This is a genomic window from Oceanisphaera sediminis, from assembly GCF_039539745.1.
GTDB classification, from domain to species: domain Bacteria; phylum Pseudomonadota; class Gammaproteobacteria; order Enterobacterales; family Aeromonadaceae; genus Oceanimonas; species Oceanimonas sediminis.
On the sequence record NZ_BAABDS010000001.1, the window covers coordinates 32,790 to 53,800 of the forward strand.

General features: G+C 59.8%; 20 protein-coding genes. 19 read left to right on the forward strand and 1 reads right to left on the reverse strand.

The genetic code is table 11. The annotated features are described in order from the left end of the window. The first annotated feature begins 13 nt into the window (after positions 1-13). The 18 genes from ABD827_RS00120 to ABD827_RS00205 all read left to right on the forward strand — a co-directional run bounded on the left by ABD827_RS00120 (position 14) and on the right by ABD827_RS00205 (position 18,974). The gene (locus ABD827_RS00120) at positions 14-1,615 is read left to right on the forward strand and encodes a BCCT family transporter (RefSeq protein ID WP_344961215.1); all 1,602 of its coding nucleotides are present in this window, start codon (positions 14-16) and stop codon (positions 1,613-1,615) included. Further along, the gene (locus ABD827_RS00125) at positions 1,599-3,608 is read left to right on the forward strand and encodes a CocE/NonD family hydrolase (RefSeq protein WP_344961217.1); all 2,010 of its coding nucleotides are present in this window, start codon (positions 1,599-1,601) and stop codon (positions 3,606-3,608) included. Before ABD827_RS00120 ends, ABD827_RS00125 begins: the two co-directional genes overlap by 17 nt. A gap of 63 nt (positions 3,609-3,671) precedes the next feature. Then, positions 3,672-4,592 (forward strand): LysR substrate-binding domain-containing protein, encoded by a 921-nt coding sequence (locus ABD827_RS00130; protein WP_344961219.1) that lies wholly within the window; start codon positions 3,672-3,674, stop codon positions 4,590-4,592. Positions 4,593-4,782: 190 nt separating this feature from the next. Then, entirely contained in the window at positions 4,783-5,541 is a 759-nt protein-coding gene (locus ABD827_RS00135) for an amino acid ABC transporter substrate-binding protein (protein WP_344961222.1), read from the forward strand. Positions 5,542-5,544: 3 nt separating this feature from the next. Then, entirely contained in the window at positions 5,545-6,210 is a 666-nt protein-coding gene (locus ABD827_RS00140) for an amino acid ABC transporter permease (protein WP_344961225.1), read from the forward strand. A 229-nt stretch (positions 6,211-6,439) separates the two neighbouring features. Then, entirely contained in the window at positions 6,440-7,192 is a 753-nt protein-coding gene (locus ABD827_RS00145; RefSeq protein ID WP_344961382.1) for an amino acid ABC transporter ATP-binding protein, read from the forward strand. A gap of 276 nt (positions 7,193-7,468) precedes the next feature. Next, a complete protein-coding gene (rpmH, locus tag ABD827_RS00150) occupies positions 7,469-7,603 on the forward strand; it encodes a 50S ribosomal protein L34 (RefSeq protein ID WP_188630650.1) in 135 nt (44 codons plus the stop codon). Next, positions 7,603-7,965 (forward strand): ribonuclease P protein component, encoded by a 363-nt coding sequence (gene rnpA, locus ABD827_RS00155; protein WP_298718464.1) that lies wholly within the window; start codon positions 7,603-7,605, stop codon positions 7,963-7,965. Before rpmH ends, rnpA begins: the two co-directional genes overlap by 1 nt. After that, positions 7,926-8,171, forward strand: coding sequence for a membrane protein insertion efficiency factor YidD (gene yidD / locus ABD827_RS00160; protein WP_181068175.1), 246 nt, complete (start codon positions 7,926-7,928; stop codon positions 8,169-8,171). The genes rnpA and yidD overlap by 40 nt, the downstream gene beginning before the upstream one ends. A 3-nt stretch (positions 8,172-8,174) precedes the next feature. Beyond that, positions 8,175-9,836 (forward strand): membrane protein insertase YidC, encoded by a 1,662-nt coding sequence (gene yidC, locus ABD827_RS00165; protein WP_344961236.1) that lies wholly within the window; start codon positions 8,175-8,177, stop codon positions 9,834-9,836. A 417-nt stretch (positions 9,837-10,253) separates the two neighbouring features. Continuing rightward, entirely contained in the window at positions 10,254-11,615 is a 1,362-nt protein-coding gene (mnmE, locus tag ABD827_RS00170) for a tRNA uridine-5-carboxymethylaminomethyl(34) synthesis GTPase MnmE (RefSeq protein WP_344961238.1), read from the forward strand. A 152-nt stretch (positions 11,616-11,767) separates the two neighbouring features. Further along, positions 11,768-12,352 (forward strand): TetR/AcrR family transcriptional regulator, encoded by a 585-nt coding sequence (locus ABD827_RS00175; RefSeq protein ID WP_344961240.1) that lies wholly within the window; start codon positions 11,768-11,770, stop codon positions 12,350-12,352. A 96-nt stretch (positions 12,353-12,448) separates the two neighbouring features. Further along, a complete protein-coding gene (locus tag ABD827_RS00180) occupies positions 12,449-13,606 on the forward strand; it encodes an iron-containing alcohol dehydrogenase (RefSeq protein WP_344961242.1) in 1,158 nt (385 codons plus the stop codon). 23 nt (positions 13,607-13,629) lie between these two features. Next, on the forward strand, positions 13,630-14,673 hold the full coding sequence (locus ABD827_RS00185) for an NADP-dependent oxidoreductase (RefSeq protein WP_344961244.1): 1,044 nt from the start codon (positions 13,630-13,632) through the stop codon (positions 14,671-14,673). A gap of 209 nt (positions 14,674-14,882) precedes the next feature. Next, positions 14,883-15,284, forward strand: coding sequence for a hypothetical protein (locus tag ABD827_RS00190; protein ID WP_344961246.1), 402 nt, complete (start codon positions 14,883-14,885; stop codon positions 15,282-15,284). 32 nt (positions 15,285-15,316) lie between these two features. Then, positions 15,317-15,982 carry a hypothetical protein gene (locus ABD827_RS00195; RefSeq protein WP_344961248.1) on the forward strand — a complete coding sequence of 222 codons (666 nt, stop codon included), beginning with the start codon at positions 15,317-15,319 and terminating at the stop codon, positions 15,980-15,982. 245 nt (positions 15,983-16,227) lie between these two features. Beyond that, the gene (locus tag ABD827_RS00200) at positions 16,228-16,464 is read left to right on the forward strand and encodes a hypothetical protein (RefSeq protein WP_344961250.1); all 237 of its coding nucleotides are present in this window, start codon (positions 16,228-16,230) and stop codon (positions 16,462-16,464) included. A 29-nt stretch (positions 16,465-16,493) separates the two neighbouring features. Beyond that, complete coding sequence (locus ABD827_RS00205; protein WP_344961252.1) at positions 16,494-18,974, forward strand: bifunctional diguanylate cyclase/phosphodiesterase; 2,481 nt, start codon at positions 16,494-16,496, stop codon at positions 18,972-18,974. Between the two features lie 36 nt (positions 18,975-19,010). Here ABD827_RS00205 and ABD827_RS00210 read toward each other — a convergent pair whose 3' ends face one another. Then, positions 19,011-19,976 (reverse strand): TDT family transporter, encoded by a 966-nt coding sequence (locus ABD827_RS00210; RefSeq protein WP_344961253.1) that lies wholly within the window; start codon positions 19,974-19,976, stop codon positions 19,011-19,013. A gap of 92 nt (positions 19,977-20,068) precedes the next feature. Between ABD827_RS00210 and ABD827_RS00215 the strand changes: the two genes are divergently transcribed. Then, on the forward strand, positions 20,069-20,941 hold the full coding sequence (locus tag ABD827_RS00215; RefSeq protein ID WP_344961255.1) for a LysR substrate-binding domain-containing protein: 873 nt from the start codon (positions 20,069-20,071) through the stop codon (positions 20,939-20,941). The last annotated feature ends 70 nt before the right edge of the window (positions 20,942-21,011 follow it).

A 21,011-nucleotide genomic window follows, 5' to 3' on the forward strand; every position in this document is an offset into this window, starting at 1 on the left:
AGTGATTGATCATATGTCATCGAACAACCTCAGGCCTCTGGTGTTCTGGCCCACCTTCCTGCTGCTCATGGCAGCCCTGCTCGCCAGCTATCTGGATCTGGACACCTTTCTCGCCACCACCAAAACCCTGAACAGCGCCATACTGGACAACTTTTCCTGGTTGTTCAGCCTCGGCAGCCTGTATCTGCTGGTACTGGCGGTGGTGGTCTACTTTTCGCCGCTCGGAAAAGTCCGCATCGGTGGCGAGAAAGCCGAGCCGCTGCTGTCCAAGTGGCGCTGGTTTTCCATCACCCTGTGCACCACCCTGGCGGTAGGTGTGCTGTTCTGGACCACCGCCGAGCCGCTCTATCATCTGTTCGGGCCGCCCGAAAGTACCGGTCTGGCAGCGGGCTCACCGGATGCCGCCCGCTTCGCCATGGCGACCATGTTTTTGCACTGGTCCTTTACCCCCTACGCCATCTACACCATTCCCTCATTGGTGTTTGCCCTCGCCTTCTATAACCAGCGCAAGCGCTTTTCCATCGGCAGCATGCTGGAGCCGGTGCTGGGCGCCCGCATCACCCGCCGCTTCGGTACTGTCATCGATGCGGTAGCGCTCTATGCCCTGGTGGCCGGCATGGCTTCTTCTCTGGGTACCGGCGCCCTGACCCTGGCCGGTGGCGCCGGTCAGTATCTGGGCGGTGAAACCACGCCGCTGCGCCTCGGCATCATCATCGCGGTGATCGTGGCCACCTTCGTGCTTTCCGCCGCCAGCGGCCTGAAAAAAGGCATAGCGCGCATGTCGGCGCTGAACGCCTGGCTGCTGCTGTTTCTGGGCGTGTTCATGTTCTGCTTCGGCCCCAGCATCTTCATGATCGCCCTGGGCACCGAATCGTTCGGCCTGTATCTGGATACCTTCTTTACCCGCAGCCTGTTCACCGGCGCCGCCGCCAGCGATCCCTGGCCCCAGTGGTGGAGCATTTTCTACTGGGCGGTGTGGTTTGCCTGGGCTCCGGTGACCGCCCTGTTCCTCGGCAAAATCGCCCGCGGCTACACGGTGCGTGAATTCATCCGTATCAACCTGCTGTTTCCGTCCCTGTTCGCCATCGTCTGGATCTGCATCTTCTCCGGCACGGCCATCTATCTGGATATGCAGCAGGCGGCCGGCCTGAACGAGGTACTCAACAACGAAGGGGTGGAACACGTGCTGTACCGCATCTTCGAACAGCTGCCGGGCAGCAACATCATGATAGTGCTGCTGCTGTTTATCGCCTTCATCTCCTATGTCACCGCCGCCGACTCCAACACCGATGCCATCGGCGGTCTCTGCACCCGCGGTCTGACCGCCGACAGCGACATGGACAGCGGCCTGGGTATCAAGGTGCTGTGGGGCTCGGTGATCGGCACCGTATCCTGGGTCATGGTGTCCTTCGTCGGCCTCGACGGCGTCAAGATGCTGTCCAACCTGGGCGGCCTGCCCGCCATGTTTATTATCCTGCTGGCCAGTGGCTCCCTGTGGTACTGGCTGTCCAATCCGGCCCTGGTGACCATGTCACCCAGCCCGGCCCCAACCCCGGCCAGCGACACCAACACCTCATCATTTGAAGGAATACCGACCAATGCAAATCAAGCATGAGTTTCCCCGTCAGGTGCGTGAAATAGAGCACCTGCAGATCCCGCTCAAGGACGGCACCATGCTGGCCGCCCGAGTCTGGCTGCCCGCCGACGCGGAGCAGCATCCGGTGCCTGCCATCCTGGAATATCTGCCCTACCGCAAGGTAGACGGTACCGCGGTACGCGATGCCCTGACCCACCCCTACCTGGCGGGCCATGGCTACGCCTGTGTGCGGGTGGATATTCGCGGCAACGGCGAGTCCGACGGCCTGATGCTGGATGAATATCTGCAGCAGGAGCAGGACGACGCCCTCGAGGTCATCGACTGGATCAGCCGCCAGCCCTGGTGCGACGGCAATCTGGGCATGATGGGTATCTCCTGGGGGGGCTTCAACAGCCTGCAGCTGGCGGCGCGCCGGCCCAAGCCACTGAAGGCCATCATCACCATCTGCTCCACCGACGACCGCTACGCCGACGACGTGCACTTCAAGGGCGGTAATCTGCTGCTGGAAAACCTGGGCTGGGCCGCCACCATGCTGAGCTTTTCCGCCGCCGTGCCGGATCCCCGCCTGGTGGGCGACGACTGGCAGGCAATGTGGAAGCACCGGCTGGAAAACATGCCGCTGCTGGCCAAGCCCTGGATCGAACACAGCACCCGGGACGCCTACTGGCAGCACGGCTCCATCTGCGAAAATTACGAAGATATTGAAGCCGCCGTGTACTGCGTCGGTGGCTGGGGCGATGCCTATCGCAACACCCCGGTACGGATGATGGAGCACCTCAAGTGCCCGAAGAAGGCGCTGATCGGCCCCTGGATCCACAAGTATCCCCACTTCGCTATTCCGGATCCGGCCATCGGCTTCCTGCAGGAAGCCCTGCGCTGGTGGGATCACTGGCTGAAGGGCATAGACACCGGCATCATGGACGAGCCCGAGTGCACCTTCTACCTGCAGGAGGCCCAGCCGCCTTCCGCCATGACCGCTTACCGTCCCGGCGACTGGGTACAGACCGACGGCTGGCCCGCCAGCCAGGTAGAGCAACAGCTGTTCAGTCTGACCGACGGTGGCCTCACGCCGGGTGAACATGCCCTGAACTCTGCCGCCGGCATCTGCTCTCCGCTCACCACCGGGGTGCACGGCGGCGAATACTGCGCCATCTGGTTCGGCCCCGACTTCCCGACCGATCAGCGCCGGGACGACGCCCTGTCCCTGTGTTTCGACAGTACACCGCTGAGCGAACCGCTGCCGCTGCTGGGCAACCCCCGCCTCGCGCTAAGAGGCTCGGTGGATCAGAACTGCGGTCAGGTGACGGTACGCCTCAGCGACGTGGCACCGGACGGCCGCGCCACCCTGATAAGCTACGGCACCCTCAACCTGGCCCTGCGCAATGACCCTGCAGTGCTGGAGCCGCCGGTGCCAGGCGAAGAGATCGACTTCGAAGTTCAGCTGGACAACATCGGCTATAAGGTACCCGTCGGCCACCGCCTGCGGGTCGCCATCGCCACCGCCCATTTTCCGCTGCTGTGGCCCAGTCCCAAGCTGACCACCCTGAGCCTGGCACCCGGCCGGCAGCACCTGACCCTGCCGGTATACCGGGGCGAGTCCATCGACAACCCCTTCCAGCCGCCGGAGTCCGCCCAGCCGGTCAACATGGAACAGCTGCGCGAGTCCAGCCCAAAACGTACCATCACCGAAGACGTGGCCAGTGGCGAAGTCTGCGTGCGGGTGGACGACGACATGGGCACCTATCGCTTCCTCGATCACGGTCTTTGGGTCGAGCAGAAAGCCACCGAGGAATATCGCACCCGCCCCGAGGATCCCGACGCCACCCAGGCCGACATTCACTGGTTGTACCGGGCCGGTCGGGATGACTGGGAGGTGCGGGTAGAAAGCGAGTTGCACCTGGCCTGTGACGAGCAGCATTTCTACCTGAGCGCCCGCCAGCAGGCCTGGCTGGATGGTGACTTGTTCAACGACAAGAGCTGGGAATACCGTATTCCACGGCTTGCCCAGTAGCCTTGGAAGCAGGGCGGGAGTAAGGTAGGGGCTTATTCAGTACAGGACGCCCAGGAAGCTGATATGTTCCAACGGATCAAGCCCCTACCTCCCCTTAATTGTCTGCAGGCTTTTGAAGCGGCGGCCCGCAGCCAGAGCTTCACCCAGGCGGCGACCGAACTCAGCCTGACCCAGAGCGCCATCAGCCGGCAAATCAAGCGGCTGGAGGAGTGTCTGGGTCGGCCACTGTTTCATCGCGATGCCCAGGGTGTGCTCCTGACCCCGGCGGGCGAGCGTTATTTTCAGCTGGTGCAGCGGTTGCTGCGAGAACTGGCCAGCGGCACCGCCGCCCTGACCCGGCGTCAGGGCAGCCTGCAGCTGACCCTGGCATCCAGCCCCACCGTCGCCTCCATGTGGCTGACCCGCAAACTGCCCGCACTACAGCAGCTGCATCCACAGCTCGAGATCCGCATCCTGACCATGGCCGACCCCCGGCAACTGGATCTGAGCGAGTTCGATCTTGCCCTCTATTATCTGGTGCCCGGAGAAAAGGAGCCGCCCGGCGTACAGATCACCCGCATCATGGAACAGGAAGAAGTCATCGCCGTATGTAACGCCGGTTATCTGCAGCAAGCCGGGCCTGTCACCAGCCCGCAGCAGATGCTGCGCGAACATACCTTGCTGGAACTGGAAGACTACTTTCATGACTGGCTGACCTGGGAAGACTGGTTCGAAGCCCTGGCAGAGCCTTACCAGGCCCCCGCCCATACCCTCAAGACCAACAGCTATCAGCTGCTGATGCAGGCGGCCCTGGCCGGCCAGGGCATCGCCCTCGGCTGGGCCCGGCTGCTGCAGCCCTACCTGCAGGAAGGTACTCTGGTACAGCCGCTGCCCCACAGCATGCCCAGCAAGGGATATCTGTGCCTGCTGGAGCCCAGTCACCGCCACCCCTCGGTCGCCACTCGACTGTTCACCCAATGGCTGTTGCCACACCAGGACGGTTGAAGCTGCCGACCGGCGACGAGACCACCAATTTGCGAATATTTCTTACCCGCTTCCTTCCTGGTCAGGTTATTAGTTTGTAAAAAACTGGCATGCTGCCTTTGGCTGGTATAAAAAGACCTTCATCATTTATGCTGTAGTGGTTATGACTGCAGCCACTGCGGTCATGCCGTGACCACAAGGAGAGTTATTCATGTTCAAATCCATCAAGCTGTTGGCTGCTATCCTGGCCCTGTCCACTTCCCTGATCGCGCCGGCCATGGCGGCCGATGCGGTCAAGGTCGGCATGTCCGGTCGCTACTATCCGTTCACCTTCGTCAAACAGGATGAGCTGCAGGGCTTTGAAGTCGATGTATGGAACGCCATCGGTGAGCGTCTCGACCGCGAGGTAGAGTTTGTGACCACCAACTTCTCCGGCCTGTTCGGCATGCTGGAAACCGGTCGTATCGACACCATTTCCAACCAGATCACCATTACCCCGGAACGGCTGGAAAAATATGATTTCGCCGACCCCTATGTCTACGACGGCGCCCAGATAGTGGTACGCAAGGGCAACGACAGCATTCAGGGGCTGGACGATCTGAAAGGCAAGAAGGTCGCCGTCAACCTGGGCTCCAACTTCGAACAGCTGATGCGCAAGCACGACACCAATAACGAAATCAACATCATCACCTACGAGACCAACCTGGAGCAGGACGTGGCGCTGGGTCGTACCGATGCCTTCGTCATGGACCGCGTCGGCTCCGCCCAGCTGATCAAGGAAGCCGGACTGCCGCTGCAGCTGGCCGGCAAGCCGTTCGAGACCCTGGAAAATGCCTTCCCGTTCGTGAAAACCCCCGAGCAGCAGGCACTGCTGGCCGAGGTGAACCAGGCCCTGGCCGATATGCGCGCCGACGGCACCCTGACACAGATTTCGGAGAAATGGCTGGGCGCAGACATCACCAGCAAATAAACCATGCAATTTGATCTCGACTATACCCTGGCGCTGTTTCCGATCCTGTTCGGATATCTGGGCACGACCATGGAAATGGCGCTGCTGGGCTTTGTATTCGCCCTGATTATTGCCGGTGGGCTGGCGGTGATCAGAACCTTCGAGCTACCGGTGCTCAATGCCCTGGCCAAGCTGTTCATCTCTTTCTTTCGTGGCACTCCGCTGCTGGTACAGTTGTTTCTGCTGTATTACGGCCTGCCGCAGATCATGCCGATATTTATCGGTCTCGATGCCTTCAGTGCCGCCGTCATCGGCCTGACCCTGCATTTTGCCGCCTACATGGCGGAATCGATTCGCGCCGCCATTCTGAGCGTACACAAGAGCCAGATGGAAGCGGCCATGAGCATCGGCATGACCCGCACTCAGGCCATGAAGCGCATCATACTGCCCCAGGCGGCGCGCATCGCCACGCCCTCGCTGATGAACTACTTCATCGACATGATCAAAAGCACCTCGCTGGCCTTCACCCTGGGGGTGGCCGAAATCATGGCCTCGGCCCAGAAAGAGGCCTCCAGCAGCTTCAAGTTTTTCGAGGCCTTTATCGCGGTGGCCCTGATCTACTGGGCGGTGGTGGTGTTCTTCACCTATTTGCAGACCTTGCTGGAGCGACGGCTGAACGCCGCCTATTGATGCCACTGGACTAATGATTCAATCACAAGCTGCTTATCGCTGTAGGCGCCGCTTTAGCCGGCGTAAACCCACAAACGGCGTGGTACCTTCAGAATCGGTGTTAACGGCCAGCGGAGCTGGCCCCGCCGACTGAAGTGGCGGCTACAAGGCCCTGCCAGCTAAAGCGGCAGCGACAACGGACCAGGCATCGAATCATGTGTTTAATGATATTCGTATGACCAGAGGCAACATGATCAAGCTACGCAATCTGACCAAAATCTATAACGGCCAGACGGTGCTCAACGACATCAGTCTGGATATCAAGCAAGGAGAAATCGTGGTGATACTGGGGCCCTCGGGCACCGGTAAATCCACCCTGCTGCGCTGCCTGAACCTGCTGGAAACGCCGGAAGCCGGCACCCTGGAGATCGACGGCTTCGCCATCGATTTGGCCAAACACAACGGCAAGGAGGCCATAGCGCTGCGTAAGCGTACCTCCTTCGTGTTTCAGAACTATGCGCTGTTCGCCAACAAGACCGCCCGCGACAACATCGCCGAGGGGCTGATCACCGTATGGAACAAGCCCAGGGCCGAGGCCAACGCCGAAGCCCTGCGCATCCTCGGCGATATCGGGCTGGAAGATAAGGCAAACGCCTATCCGTCATCCCTGTCCGGTGGCCAGCAGCAACGGGTGGGTATCGGCCGCGCCATGGCCAGCCATGCCAAGGTGATGTTGTTCGACGAGCCGACTTCGGCGCTGGATCCGGAATGGGTGGACGAGGTGCTGGGACTGATGAAGAAGCTGGCGCTGGCGCACCAGACCATGGTGGTGGTCACCCACGAGATCGGTTTCGCCCGCGATGTGGCCGACCGGGTAATCTTCATGGACGGTGGTCACATCGTGGAGCAGGGCCCGCCGTCCGAGCTGCTGACCAAGCCGACCGATCCCCGCACCCGGGCCTTTTTGCGCAAGGTATTGCCGGATCGGAACGAGAACGGCTAGCGGATCTCGCTGCCACGGGATCCCCGCGCTTTTAGTTGCGCCGGCCCGCGGGGGCTGTATAATTCCAGCCCCGCGATCTTCAAGGATCCCGGGATCGATCCCGTCCGGTAAAATACTTTGCCTGTGGGGTCGTCAATCAACACCATGTAGATTGACGTGATATACAGAACTGTTTAGAATTCGGCCTCTTTGGTGGGACCGTCTCGGTGATGTTTATGCGTCTGTCGAGTACATGGTCAAACTGTATAGCAAACTGACACAGCGGTAATAACTACTATGAAACGCACTTTTCAACCTTCAAATCTGAAGCGCAAACGCAGCCACGGTTTCCGTGCTCGCAAGGCCACTGTAGGTGGTCGCAAAGTACTGGCCGCTCGTCGCGCCAAAGGTCGTGCCCGTCTGAGCGCCTAATGGCCCGGCATGCCTTTACACGGGAGTTACGTTTGTTAACTCCCGCCCATTTCAAAAACGTCTTCGACAACCCCGTCAGAGCCGCTTCCCCACATCTCACACTTCTTGCCAAACCAAACGAACTGGGTCACCCCCGGTTGGGACTAGCCGTACCCAAAAAAGCACTTAAACGTGCCGTTTGGCGCAATCGGGTCAAACGTGTTGCCCGCGAAGCCTTTCGCCTGAAGCAACATAAGCTGCCCAACGTTGATATTGTGGTGATCGCCAAGAAAGGTATCGGGGATGTGCCCAACGACGAGCTGTTCGAGCTGCTGGATAGGCTATGGCGCACGCTTTCTCGCCGCTGCAACGACTCAGCGTAGGCCTTATTCGCCTTTACCAGCTGGTTATCAGTCCTCTGCTCGGGCCCAGGTGTCGCTTTACTCCCACCTGTTCGCAATACGCTATTGAAGCCATCCGGCTCCACGGTTTTTTAAAAGGCGGTTGGTTAACCGTCAAACGTCTATTAAAATGCCATCCTTTAGGTCCAAGCGGCCACGACCCGGTCCCGACACAGCGAAGAAAATAAACTATGGAATCTCAACGCAATATATTGGTTATCGCTCTGCTGCTGGTGAGTTTCCTCATCTGGCAACAGTGGCAGACAGATAAGGCGCCGCAGCCAGAAGTGGCCCAGCAAAGCTCCCAGACCAGCACCGACGACGCCAGTTTTGTTCCCGAAGCGGATCAGGCCGATGGCGAAGTACCGACCGATGTGGCCCCGGCTGCCAGTCGCCGTCTGGTGACCATCACCACCGACAGCCTCAAGCTGACCATTGACACCCGGGGTGGTGACGTGGTGCGCGCCGAGCTGCTGGAGCACGACGACGAACTGAATTCCGATGACAAGTTCGTGTTGCTCAGCAACGGTTCCAACTTCGTCAACGTGGCCCAGAGCGGCCTTATCGGTCGCGACGGCCCGGATGGCAGCGCCAACGGTCGCCCCGTCTATCATACCGAGCAGACCAGCTACCAGCTGGCCGACGGTCAGGACAGCCTGACCGTGCCCATGACCTTCACCAACGATCAGGGCGTGGCGTTCACCAAAACCTTCACCCTCACCCGTGACAACTACGTGGTGAAGGTCGGCTATGTGATCGACAACCAGAGCGCCGAGCCGGTACAGGCCCAGCTTTACGGTCAGCTGAAGCAGAGCGAAGTCAATCCGAACGAAGAAGGCGGCAACATGCTGATGGCCTCCGCCTATCGCGGCCCGGCCTATTCCAGCAGCGAAACCCGCTACACCAAGTATGATTTCAAATCGGTACGTGAAGCCAACCTGAACCAGACCACCGCAGGCGGCTGGGTCAGCATGCTGCAGCACTACTTTGTCTCTGCCTGGATTGCACCGAAGCAGGAACAGAACCAGCTGTACAGCCGTTCGCTGAACAATCAGGGCCAGGCCATCATCGGCTTCAAGGCACCATTGGTGACCGTAGCGCCGGGTAGCGAGCAAACCGTGTCTGCCGACTTGTGGCTCGGCCCCAAGCTGCAGAACAAAATGGCCGCCGCCGCCGAAAATCTGGATCTGACCGTGGATTACGGCTGGTTGTGGTTTATCGCCCAGCCGCTGTTCAAGCTGCTACACTTCCTGCAGAGCTTCGTGGTCAACTGGGGTCTGGCCATCGTGCTGACCACCTTCGTGGTGCGTGGCATCATGTATCCGCTGACCAAGGCTCAATACACCTCCATGGCCAAGATGCGCATGCTGCAGCCCAAGCTGGCGGCCCTGAAAGAACGCCATGGCGACGATCGCCAGAAGATGTCCCAGGGCATGATGGAGCTGTACAAGAAAGAGAAGGTCAACCCGCTGGGTGGCTGTCTGCCGATTCTGGTACAGATGCCTATCTTCATCTCCCTGTACTGGGTGCTGATGGAGTCGGTAGAACTGCGCCACGCGCCTTTCTTCCTGTGGATTGACGACTTGTCGGTGCGCGACCCCTACTTCGTGCTGCCTATCCTGATGGGTGTCAGCATGTTCATGATCCAGAAGATGAGCCCGACCACGGTAACCGATCCGATGCAGCAGAAGGTGATGCAGTTCATGCCGATCATCTTTACCTTCTTCTTCCTGTGGTTCCCTGCCGGTCTGACGCTGTACTGGCTGGTGAGCAACGTGGTCACCATCACCCAGCAGTGGTATATCTTCCGCCAGCTGGAGAAGAAAGGCCTGCACAGCAAAGCCGCTTCTTAAGAGGTTTACTGGCCGCCAGTGCCGGAAATCAATACACTGAAGGCGACCCTAGGGTCGCCTTTATTTTTGTGACAAAATGCCAGGCAAGATAGTGGAGAAGGCGGCAAAAGGGTTAGCTACACCGACACGCCATGGAACATGACACTCTCTGTTTCAGCCTACTGCGAACATTCACAGGATGTTCGGTCAGGCTGAAACAGTTCGTCACGGCGAGTGAACTCGCCCCATTGGGGCTCGGACATGCCATCTGACCGCCAGGGATGGCGGGAATGCCAACATTGCAGGAGCCTTTGTTGGCCATGGCATGTCACGGTCGGCTGAGCTAATCCCTTTTACCTCCTCCTGACATGTGAGTGACCTGCATAATGTCACCCTTCGGCTTATGCACAGGCCAGTAGTTGTGGAGTAACAGAACAGATGTCGAACGATACCATAGTGGCCCAGGCCACCGCCCCTGGTCGGGGCGGTGTGGGCATTATCCGGGTTTCCGGCCCTCATGCCGAGGCCGTGGCTCAGGCCGTGCTCGGCAAGGTACCCAGGGTGCGCTATGCGGACTATCTGCCCTTCAAGGACGAGCAGGGCCTGGTGCTGGATCAGGGCATCGCCCTGCTGTTCAAGGGCCCCAACAGCTTCACCGGTGAAGACGTGCTCGAGCTGCAGGGCCACGGCGGCCCCGTGGTGCTGGACATGCTGGTACGGCGCATCCTGGCCCTGCCCGGCCTGCGTCCGGCCCGGGCCGGCGAGTTCAGCGAACGGGCCTTTATCAACGACAAGCTGGATCTGGCCCAGGCCGAGGCCATCGCCGACCTGATCGAGGCCTCCAGCGAACAGGCGGCCCGCTCGGCGCTGCAATCGCTGCAGGGCGAGTTTTCCAATCATGTTCACAGCCTGGTGGAAGCCCTCACTCACCTGCGCATCTATGTGGAAGCGGCCATCGACTTCCCCGAAGAGGAAGTCGATTTTCTCTCGGACGGCAAGATCGCCGGCGAACTGTACGGCATCATGGACCGGCTGACCGAGGTACAGCGCCAGGCCCGTCAGGGCGCCATCATGCGCGAAGGCATGAAGGTGGTGATCGCCGGCCGGCCCAACGCCGGCAAGTCCAGCCTGCTCAATGCGCTGGCCGGCAAGGAATCGGCCATCGTCACCGATATCGCCGGCACCACCCGCGACGTACTGCGCGAATACATCCATCTGGACGGCATGCCGCTGCACGTGATCGATACCGCCGGCCTGCGCGAGGCCACCGATGCGGTAGAGCGTATCGGCATCGAACGGGCCTGGAGCGAAATCGAACAGGCCGATCGCATCCTGTTCATGGTCGACGGCACCACCACAGATGCTCTACACCCCAAGGACATCTGGCCCGACTTTGTCGACCGGCTGCCAGCCCACATTGGGCTGACCGTGGTGCGCAACAAGGCGGATCTGAGTGGTGAACCGATGACGGTGGTCAGCGATGGCGAACACCCTGTATACCCTATTTCCGCCAAGACCGGCGAAGGAGTGGAAGCGCTCAAGGAGCATCTGAAAGCCTGCATGGGCTTTCAGGGCGGCACCGAAGGCGGCTTCAGCGCCCGCCGCCGCCACCTGGATGCCCTGCACCACGCCGATCAGCACCTGATCATGGCCAAGGAGCAGCTGGAAGTGTACATGGCCGGCGAGCTGGTGGCCGAAGAGCTGCGCCTGGCCCAGGAGCAGCTGAGCCAGATCACCGGCGAATTCAGCTCCGATGACCTTTTAGGCAAGATTTTCAGCTCGTTCTGTATCGGTAAGTAATACCGACATAGATTCGCTACGGTGCTTAAACGGCATGAGCCGAATAACACGCCCAACCGGCTCCATTTATGAGCCGATTGGCTGCCCAGACGAATATTCAGAGACGGAAACCGCACTAGACGACCGGTCTAATTACCTGTAGCATGCTGCCCATGAATACTAAACATCAAGACACCCGCCAGCATCTGCTCGACACCGGTCGCGATATTCTCGCCGCCCGGGGCTTCAGCTCGGTCGGACTCAGCGCCCTGTTACAGCAAGCGGGCGTGCCCAAGGGCTCCTTCTATCACTACTTCAAGTCCAAGGAGCAGTATGCCCAGGCTTTGCTGGAGAATTACTTCAGCCAATACCTGATCGAACTGGATGCCCTGTTCAGCCAGCCGGGTCAGAACAGTCGGGAACGACTGATGGGCTACTGGAGTGAATGGCAGCGTCGCTATTGCAGCCCGCAAGGCCGCAGTGACTGTCTGGTGGTCAAGCTCAGCGCAGAAGTGGCCGACCTGTCGGAGCCGATGCGCCTGACCCTGAAAACCGGCACCGATCGAGTGATTGGTCGCATTCAGGACTGCATCGACGCCGGCGTCATCGATGGCTCCCTGCCGGCACAACCACCGGCCCTGCTGGCTACCAGTCTCTATCAACTGTGGCTGGGTGCCAGCCTGCTGACCAAGCTGCATCGTGATGAACGACATCTGGATATGGCGATGAGCATGACCCGGCGGCTGCTGGCAAACTGACGATCTGGCCCGTATTGTGACGGGCTTTTTCAGCACAAAATACTAGACGACCGGTCTAATTTAAACTTTTATCATTAACACGAAACGAAGGTACTCATGCAGGATTTCAGCTTTTACAACCCGACCCGTATCGAATTTGGCGCCGGCAAGATCTCCAGCCTGGCGCAGCTGGTACCGGCCAACGCCCGCGTACTGGTGCTGTTTGGCGGCGAAAGTGCCCGTCGTACCGGCACCCTGGACGAAGTAACCACCGCCCTCGGGGGCCGTGAAGTACAACTGTTCGGCGGCATCGAGCCCAATCCCAGCTTCGAAACCCTGATGGAAGCGGTGGCCGTGGTGCGCAATAACGACCTCGACTTTTTGCTGGCCGTCGGCGGTGGCTCTGTGATCGATGGCACCAAGTTCGTTGCCGCCGCCGCCCTGTTCGAAGGCGATGCCTGGGAAATTCTGTTGAACGGTGGCCAGAATATCGCTCGTGCCCTGCCCTTCGGATCCGTGCTGACCCTGCCGGCCACCGGCTCCGAAATGAACAAGGGCTCGGTCATCACCCGCAAGGCGCTGCAAGCCAAGCTGCCCTTCATGAGCGAGCGGGTATTCCCGCGCTTTTCTGTGCTGGATCCGGTCAAGACCTACACCCTGCCCACCCGTCAGGTCGCCAATGGCGTGGTCGATGCCTTCGTGCACGTCATGGAGCAATACCTCACCTACCCGGCCCAGGCTCCGGTGCAGGATCGCTTTGCCGAAGGTCTGCTGCAAACCCTGATTGAAATAGGCCCCAAGGCGCTGGCCGAACCGGAAGATTACCAGACCCGCGCCAGCCTGATGTGGACCGCGACCCTGGCCCTGAACGGCCTGATTGGCGCCGGCGTTCCCCAAGACTGGGCTTCCCACATGCTGGGCCACGAGCTCACCGCCCTGCACGGCCTGGATCACGCCCAGACCCTGGCCATAGTGCTGCCCGAGATGCTGCGCCAGCGCAAGGCCACCAAACTGGGCAAGCTGGTGCAGTATGCCGAGCGGGTATGGAATATTCGCGAAGGCAGCGAGGACGACAAGGCCGAGGCCGCCATCGAACACACCCGTGCTTTCTTCGAATCCGTCGGCGTTAAAACCCGCCTGGGCGACTACCGTCTGAATGCCGAACATATCGACGGCATCATCGACAGCCTGCAACGCCACGGCATGGTCGCACTGGGTGAACACGGCGATGTCACGCCAGAACACTGCCGCCAGATACTGCTCGCCAGCCTGTAATCAGCAAGTACAAGGAACACAAAATGAAGCAAACCGCCAACAGCAACCGCCGGCTTATCCTGGCCTCACGTCCGGTGGGCGCGCCTACCGCCGCCAACTTTGCGCTACAGGAAACGACCGTCCCCGAGATTGGCCACGGCCAGCTGCTGCTGCGAACCGTATTTATGAGTCTGGATCCCTACATGCGCGGCCGCATGAGCGACGCCAAGTCCTACGCCGAGCCGGTGGCCGTGGGTGAGCCCATGGTTGGCGGCACCGTCGGCCGGGTACAGGCCAGCAACCACTCCGACTATCGGGTAGGCGACTGGGTACTGAGCTACAGCGGCTGGCAGGACTACGCCCTGTCTGACGGTCAGGGCCTGATCAAACTGGACCCCGCCCAAGTACCGCCTTCCTACACCCTGGGCGTATTGGGCATGCCCGGTTTCACCGCCTACATGGGCCTGCTGGATATCGGCAAGCCGCAACCGGGCGAAACCATAGTGGTGGCCGCCGCCACCGGTGCCGTGGGCTCCATGGTGGCGCAAATCGGCAAGCTCAAGGGCTGTCATGTGGTGGCCGTGGCCGGTGGCGCAGAAAAATGCCGCTATGCGCTGGAGAGGCTGGGCGTAGACGCCTGTATCGACCACAAGGCGGCTGACTTTGCCGACCAGTTGGCCGCAGCCTGCCCCCACGGCATCGATGTCTACTATGAGAACGTGGGCGGCAAGGTGCTGGATGCGGTATTGCCGCTGCTCAACACCGGCGCCCGCATTCCGGTCTGTGGCCTGATCTCCCAGTACAACGCCACCGCATTGCCGGATGGCCCCGATCGCCTGGGTCAGCTGATGGGCACCATTCTGGTCAAGCGTCTGACCATGAAGGGCTTTATCATCTTCGACGACTACGCGCATCGCTATGACGAATTTGCCCGTGACATGAGCCAGTGGCTGAGTGACGGCAAGATTCACTATCGCGAGCAGATAGTCGAGGGCCTGGAAAATGCCCCCGAGGCCTTTATCGGCCTGCTGCAGGGCGAAAACTTCGGCAAGCTGGTAGTGCGGGTCGGCGACGACGAACTGATCTGATCCCCACATTGGTGGCGGTCCTGCCGCCGCCTTCCAGAGGGGGATTCCGTGTGCAGACCTTATTCCCTCTATCAATCCTGCTTCAGGCTCTCCGCCGACCAATCAGCTCGCTCGGCCACAATGCTAAAATAGAAAGTGAACACCCACTTAAGTGCAATATTTTTCCCCGCCTGCCGTCCGGGCAGGTCAATAGCTCGCTGGAGGCACTGATGAACATCCTGTTGCGGTATGGCCTGCTGATCGCCTTCCTGGGCATGGTGCCGCTCGGCGTTCAAGCCGAGTTGCTGGACGGAATGACTTTTGTCGGCCTCAACGGCGAAGCGGGCGAGGCCCTGGATCCCGACGAGCACGAGGAAATCATCTTTCAGGACGGTCTGTTCACCTCGGTGTCCTGTGCACCTTATAATTTCAAAAGTGGAGAATATTCAACCACTGTGGTTGACGACAGCATCCATTTCGGTGCGGTTACCGAAAGTCCGACCCACGGCACCATCACCTGGCAAGGAGTGGTGAGTGGCGATACCGCCGAAGTCACCTTTGTATGGACCAAGGCGCGCTGGTACTGGGATACCCGCCGGGAGTACTGGTTTAGAGGTACTCTGAAGCAATAAGGCATGTTACCGCACGCTACCCAGGACGGTATATGAATGACTCGCATCACGAGCCCGATGGGGATGCCAGGCTGACACGCTATCTCAGGCTCGCCCTGTTGTTCGGCATTATTATCGCGTTGAATATGGGGGGAAGCTGGCTGGCCCGGCAGCTCGACCTGCAGCTGTTTCCCCGGCACGATACGCTGCTCAATGTCATGGTGTTGGTAACGGCCTGCCTTTATATCGGCCTGATGGCCATCCCCTTCATGCCCGGGATAGAAATCGGTCTGGCCCTGATGCTGCTGCTGGGCAGCAAGGGGGCCCTGCTGGTCTATGTGTGCACGCTTGCCGCCCTGTCGCTCAGCTTCATGGTCGGCAGGCTCCTGCCGCCCGGCCCGGTCTACCGGCTGCTGAACTGGCTGCACCTTTACCGGGCCGGCGCCCTGGTCAGTCAGCTTGCGCCGCTGAACCGGCAACAGCGACTGGCACTACTGGGCGAACGGTTACCCGCGGGCATAGCCCCGCTGCTGTTAAAATACCGCTACCTGATCATCGCCGCCGCCATCAACCTGCCAGGCAATACCCTGCTTGGCGGAGGTGGCGGCATCGGCCTGGTGGTCGGCATGAGCAGGCTCATTCCTTTTCACGGCTTTTTCTCCCTGATTGCCCTGGCCGTGGCGCCGGTGCCGACCTGGTTTTTCTTTTTCGGCGGCTAGACAGGCATATGCGGTGCCATCGCAGACAAGAGCAAGCATGTGGTTAATTGATCAATGAACCGAAGTCGAACACCCGCCGCTTGGCAGCCGGACATCAGATCCTTCTTCTCATCTGTCGCCGGGATTAGGGACTCGTACACCCCCCTTATTTGTGCTAAACGCATTGACGCCGCAGGATTGTTGCATCATGTTTATAGGCTCAATAAGGTCCATATTGGTGCTAACCGGCCCAAAGGAGTTCATGGATGAACACTTTCCTACCCTCAGCCGTCTGCCGGGCGGCAAGAAATGCGCTTTATATCTACCGTGCCGAGCCCAACGAGGCGGCAGCAGCCCTGCTGCCGGAAGCCTTTCTGAATGATCTGCTTATCTACCCGAATCAGACCATACAGGCGAAGTCGGAAACCTGTCAGGCACTACCACGGAAGCTTATCAAACGGCACAAAAAGATCATGCAGGACCTTAACCAGGCTATCCGTTAACGGTCGACTCACCAGCAAAGGAGCGGGAAATGCAACTCAAGCCGAAGATAGCCCTGTGGTTGCTCCCCCTGTTGCTGATACAGGCTGTGGTTCTGATCGGAACTTCCTATCAACTCTATCAGGACTATGTCAAAAACCAGATCAAGGTGCAGACCAAAGACTCCCTACTGCAGGTAAAAAGCACGCTGCAGGCAAAACTGCAGATGATCGAAGCCGACAGCAAGGTACTGGCCAGCAATGTGGTACTGAACCGTTACCTGATGACCGCAGAAAATACTCGCGTCCATGTCATGTATAAGGCGCTGGCCGGGGAGTTCGAATCCTTCATGTCGGTCGACCCCGAATATCAGGAAATCAGCCTGCTGATGCCGAATGGCTATGAAGAAATGGCCCTGCTGACCGACGACGCCCGGAACCAGGCCGATGATGAACGGGATACCGCCTATTTTCGGGCGATAAAAACCTCGGACACCAACTTCAACGTTGGCATCATGATCGATCCCGATACCAAACGCTGGATGCTGGTGGCCCTCAGAAAACTGGTGCAGCACAACCCGGTGGAAAAAACCCGCAACAGTCGAGGCGAGTTCAAGGGCTATCTGGTGATCAAGTCCAACCTCGACTTCCTGAACCCGATCGTCGACAACAGCAGCCTGTTCAGCGAAGGATTCAGCCTGCTTCATCATGACAACGGGACTCGGGTGCTGGAGCAGGGAGACACTCGGCTGTCGGCCGAAGGGCTGACGATACTGTCTGCCCAGGAAAAAGCGACCGAAGCCGAGCAGATAATCTATCAGGAAAGCCTGATGCTCGATGCCCGGCCCTATCTGGTGGGACAGGTGGCCCTGATGGACAACCTCTATTTTTCCATTGGCTGGCCAACCGCCAAGCTGCACCAGTTGCTGTGGGATCTCGGCTCCAGTGCCATCAAGCATACCGCGGTAGTCATGCTGTTCAGCATGCTGCTGCTGTTCTGGCTGCTGAATCGAATGTTGATAAGCCCGATACTGAAACTTGACTGGGCAGCTCGTCAACTGGAACAAGGAGATAACGACTGGCATTTTTACAGCCGCAGCAATGACGAGCTGACGGGCCTGGCCAACACAGTAAAAGACATGGGTCAGACTCTAATAAGACAAAAACGGGATCTGCACGAAATAGCCTACCTCGACAACCTGACCCGACTGCCGAACCGGCGCAGATTGCTGGAAGAACTGGATCTGCACTATGCCAACAGCAATGGTGGCCCCCCGGCCATTGCACTGCTGTTTCTCGATCTGGACGAATTCAAGCATATCAACGACACCATGGGCCACGAAACCGGCGACGCCATGCTGCAGGCCGTGGCCCGGCGCCTGGCGCAGACCCTGCGCTGCGCCGATATCGTCAGCCCGCTCGGCCCCGATGAAAAAACAGCCCATCCCCAATTGGCCCGTATGGGCGGAGACGAGTTCACCATACTGCTGCGTAACATACGGGATCGGACCGGCGCCGAAGCCGTGGCCAGACGCATTCTCGATGCCCTCGACGCCCCGCTGGCAGTCGATGGACGAGAGCTGCGTATCGGGGCCAGCATCGGTATCGCGCTGGCCGCCGAGGTGGGAGAAAGCGTGAGTGAGTTGCTGATGAGTGCCGATCTGGCGATGTACGACGCCAAGCGCGAGGGCAAGAATACCTACCGCTTCTTCTGTCGCAGCTCGGCCATCACCTCGCTCAAGAACCTGGAAATCAAGGATGATCTGCGCAGGGCGCTCAACCACAACGAACTGCAGCTGGCCTACCAACCCCAGATCTGCGCCCGCAGCGGCCGTCTGGTGGGCTGCGAAGCCTTGTTGCGCTGGCATCATCCGGACAAGGGCTGGATACCGCCCGATGTGTTCATTCCCGTCGCCGAACAGTCCGGCCTGATCCTGCCGCTGGGGCGTTGGGTGATTCTGGAGGCCTGCCATCAGATAAAGGCCTGGCAGAACGCCGGAAATGCGGTGCCCCGTGTGTCGGTAAACGTTTCCTTTGTACAGCTACTCAGGGAAGACATGCACACTCTGCTGCATGATTGCCTGACGGGGCTGGATCTGGCTCCCGACTGCCTCGCGGTAGAGGTAACGGAGTCCAGCATCATGCGGGGAGAAGAAGCCATCTCCCAACTGAGAAAAATCCGCAAGTCCGGCATCCGGGTAGCGCTGGACGACTTCGGTACCGGTTATTCCTCCCTGAGTGCCCTGAAGGGGCTGCCGATAGACGAGCTTAAGATAGACAAGAGCTTTGTTACCGACCTCAATCAGGGCACCGACGGCAAGGCGATCATGTCCGCCGTGATCGCCATGGCCCGGCAGTTGAATCTGGAGGTGGTGGCCGAAGGGGTCGAAACCGACACCGAGCTGGCTTATCTGCGCCAGAAGGGAGCGGACATCATTCAGGGATATTATTTCAGCAAACCCCTGCTGCACGGCGAGTTTTCCGCCTACCTGAACCAGCACTCGGCGTCCCGGCTTCAGATAGTAGAGGGCTAGGCAAGCGTGCCGAGCCTACCGCCTAGACCTGGCGGCTCAGGATTGCGCCAGCCCCGGTTCAATTTTGCGCTGCGGGCCGAAAAACAGCGCGAAGCGCAGGGCCACATAGGCCACCACCAGGGTGGCCACCATCAGCTCACCGCCGGCCAGCAGACGCAGCTGTTCCCGAGTCTGCGCATCCAGCCCCCATTGCCCGGCCAGCGCCGCCACCTTGAACAGGGCGGTGGCACCAATCACCAGCGGAAAGGTAAAGGCCGCATAACCCGGGCTGAACGGCAGGCGCAGCAGCTTGATAAACGCCAGATAAATCAGCGTTGTCATCAGCATGGCGATGCCCAGCAGCACCGCCACCAGCAGCGGAGAAGGATTGCCGATCACCGTCAGGTAACCGGCCAGCGACAGGCTGGCCGGTGCGGCCAGAATGGCGATGGTCGGTTTGGCGGCGTCCGGCACCTCGGCACAGAAGATCAGTCGATACAGCATCATCGGCAGCATCAGGGCATAGCAGCTCATGCCGAACCACAGCAGACCCTGGGCCAGCGGGGCCAGGGCGCCACCGGGGCTGGCAACCGCCGCCACTATGATGCCCACCGGCGGTACAAACCAGCTGGGCACCATGTGATGCAGCCGAAAGTCCTTGAGCCGGTGCCAGACGAAGGTCACCAGAAACACCAGATGCAACGCCACCGCCAACAACCAGAGCGCGGCCCCCATGTCACCACCGACCGCGCTGGAGATAACCATGGTGGCCATGGCAAAGGTGGGTACCACGCTGCCCACCACCGGATGCGCCAGATCCTGCGCCAACAGCCGGGGGTGCAGCACGAATTTGCCCACCAGTATCAGCAGCAGCACGGCGGCGATGGCCGCCCCCAGCGCCTGGGCGCCACCGGCAAACAAGCCGGTATTTTCCCAGCACCAGCCCAGACTGGCGATACCCAGTGCCAGCCCGGCCATGGGGGTGGGCGCGGCGGCGAAACGTTGGCGATAAATAGTCAGCATGATGGGCCTCCTCGATAACGAGTACTCATCATAGAAAAGCCCTGACATTCATGATATCTAAATGATTTAAACAAACCGTTTGGTATTTCTAAATGATAAGCCTGAAACAACTGCAGGTATTTACCAGCATTGCCCGCCACGGCAATCTGGGGCTGGCGGCCGAAGAGTTATTCCTGAGCAAGGGCGCCCTGTCACAGGCACTGGCCGAGCTGGAGCGCCGCCTGGGTAATCCGTTGTTTGACCGGGTGCACCCACGGCTGCAACTCAATGCACAGGGCCGACAATTGCAGCCGCTGGCCGAAGAGGTGTTGAGCCGCATTACCGACATAGAGCACCTGTTTGACGACAGTGCCGAACCCAGCGGCACCCTGCGGTTGGGCGCCAGCCAGACCATCGGCAATTACCTGCTGCCCAAACTGTTGGCCCGGCAACCGGGGCTGCAGGCCCGGGTGTGCATCACCAACACCCACAACCTGTGTGAAATGCTGGCCCGCTTCGAGCTGGATATGGCCTTGATCGAGGGGGAAAATTATCATCCGGCGCTGGTCACGCAAGACTGGCTCAGCGATGAGATGCTGATCGTCACCCACCCGAACCACCCCTTGACCCGCCAGCGAACACTGAGCCTGGCGCAACTCGAACACTACGATTGGGTGCTGCGTGAGCCACGGTCGGGTAACCGCGAGCAGTTTGACCGCGAGCTGCTGCCCAGGCTCGGCACCCTGGGCAACATGCTGGAACTCAACACCCTGGAGTCGGTGATGCAGGCGGTAGAGCAAGGGCTGGGGCTGGCCTTTGTGTCCCGCCGGGCGGCGCAGGATCGGCTGGCTACCGGCCGTCTGGTCGTTGTCGATGTCAACATTCAGTTGTCGCGCACCCTGCGGCTGGCCTGGCACAAGCAAAAATACCATTCGGCCCTGCAGCGCCGTTTCATCTCCTTCTGCCTGCAACAGGGCCAAGGCTGACACCGTGAGTGACATTTACCAGAGCGGATCGACCAAGCGGGCCCTTTGCCCGGGAGTGATATAACAGTCA

Coding starts and splice junctions, on each gene's coding strand:
- ABD827_RS00200 (WP_344961250.1), top strand. CDS start 16,228: ATGAACACTTTCCTACCCTCAGCCGTCTGCCGGGCGGCAAGAAATGCG.
- ABD827_RS00180 (WP_344961242.1), top strand. CDS start 12,449: ATGCAGGATTTCAGCTTTTACAACCCGACCCGTATCGAATTTGGCGCC.
- ABD827_RS00175 (WP_344961240.1), top strand. CDS start 11,768: ATGAATACTAAACATCAAGACACCCGCCAGCATCTGCTCGACACCGGT.
- ABD827_RS00130 (WP_344961219.1), top strand. CDS start 3,672: ATGTTCCAACGGATCAAGCCCCTACCTCCCCTTAATTGTCTGCAGGCT.
- ABD827_RS00205 (WP_344961252.1), top strand. CDS start 16,494: ATGCAACTCAAGCCGAAGATAGCCCTGTGGTTGCTCCCCCTGTTGCTG.
- rpmH (WP_188630650.1), top strand. CDS start 7,469: ATGAAACGCACTTTTCAACCTTCAAATCTGAAGCGCAAACGCAGCCAC.
- ABD827_RS00125 (WP_344961217.1), top strand. CDS start 1,599: ATGCAAATCAAGCATGAGTTTCCCCGTCAGGTGCGTGAAATAGAGCAC.
- ABD827_RS00215 (WP_344961255.1), top strand. CDS start 20,069: ATGATAAGCCTGAAACAACTGCAGGTATTTACCAGCATTGCCCGCCAC.
- ABD827_RS00135 (WP_344961222.1), top strand. CDS start 4,783: ATGTTCAAATCCATCAAGCTGTTGGCTGCTATCCTGGCCCTGTCCACT.
- ABD827_RS00195 (WP_344961248.1), top strand. CDS start 15,317: ATGAATGACTCGCATCACGAGCCCGATGGGGATGCCAGGCTGACACGC.
- ABD827_RS00140 (WP_344961225.1), top strand. CDS start 5,545: ATGCAATTTGATCTCGACTATACCCTGGCGCTGTTTCCGATCCTGTTC.
- ABD827_RS00120 (WP_344961215.1), top strand. CDS start 14: ATGTCATCGAACAACCTCAGGCCTCTGGTGTTCTGGCCCACCTTCCTG.
- ABD827_RS00185 (WP_344961244.1), top strand. CDS start 13,630: ATGAAGCAAACCGCCAACAGCAACCGCCGGCTTATCCTGGCCTCACGT.
- ABD827_RS00210 (WP_344961253.1), bottom strand. CDS start 19,976: ATGCTGACTATTTATCGCCAACGTTTCGCCGCCGCGCCCACCCCCATG.
- rnpA (WP_298718464.1), top strand. CDS start 7,603: ATGGCCCGGCATGCCTTTACACGGGAGTTACGTTTGTTAACTCCCGCC.
- mnmE (WP_344961238.1), top strand. CDS start 10,254: ATGTCGAACGATACCATAGTGGCCCAGGCCACCGCCCCTGGTCGGGGC.
- yidD (WP_181068175.1), top strand. CDS start 7,926: ATGGCGCACGCTTTCTCGCCGCTGCAACGACTCAGCGTAGGCCTTATT.
- ABD827_RS00145 (WP_344961382.1), top strand. CDS start 6,440: ATGATCAAGCTACGCAATCTGACCAAAATCTATAACGGCCAGACGGTG.
- yidC (WP_344961236.1), top strand. CDS start 8,175: ATGGAATCTCAACGCAATATATTGGTTATCGCTCTGCTGCTGGTGAGT.
- ABD827_RS00190 (WP_344961246.1), top strand. CDS start 14,883: ATGAACATCCTGTTGCGGTATGGCCTGCTGATCGCCTTCCTGGGCATG.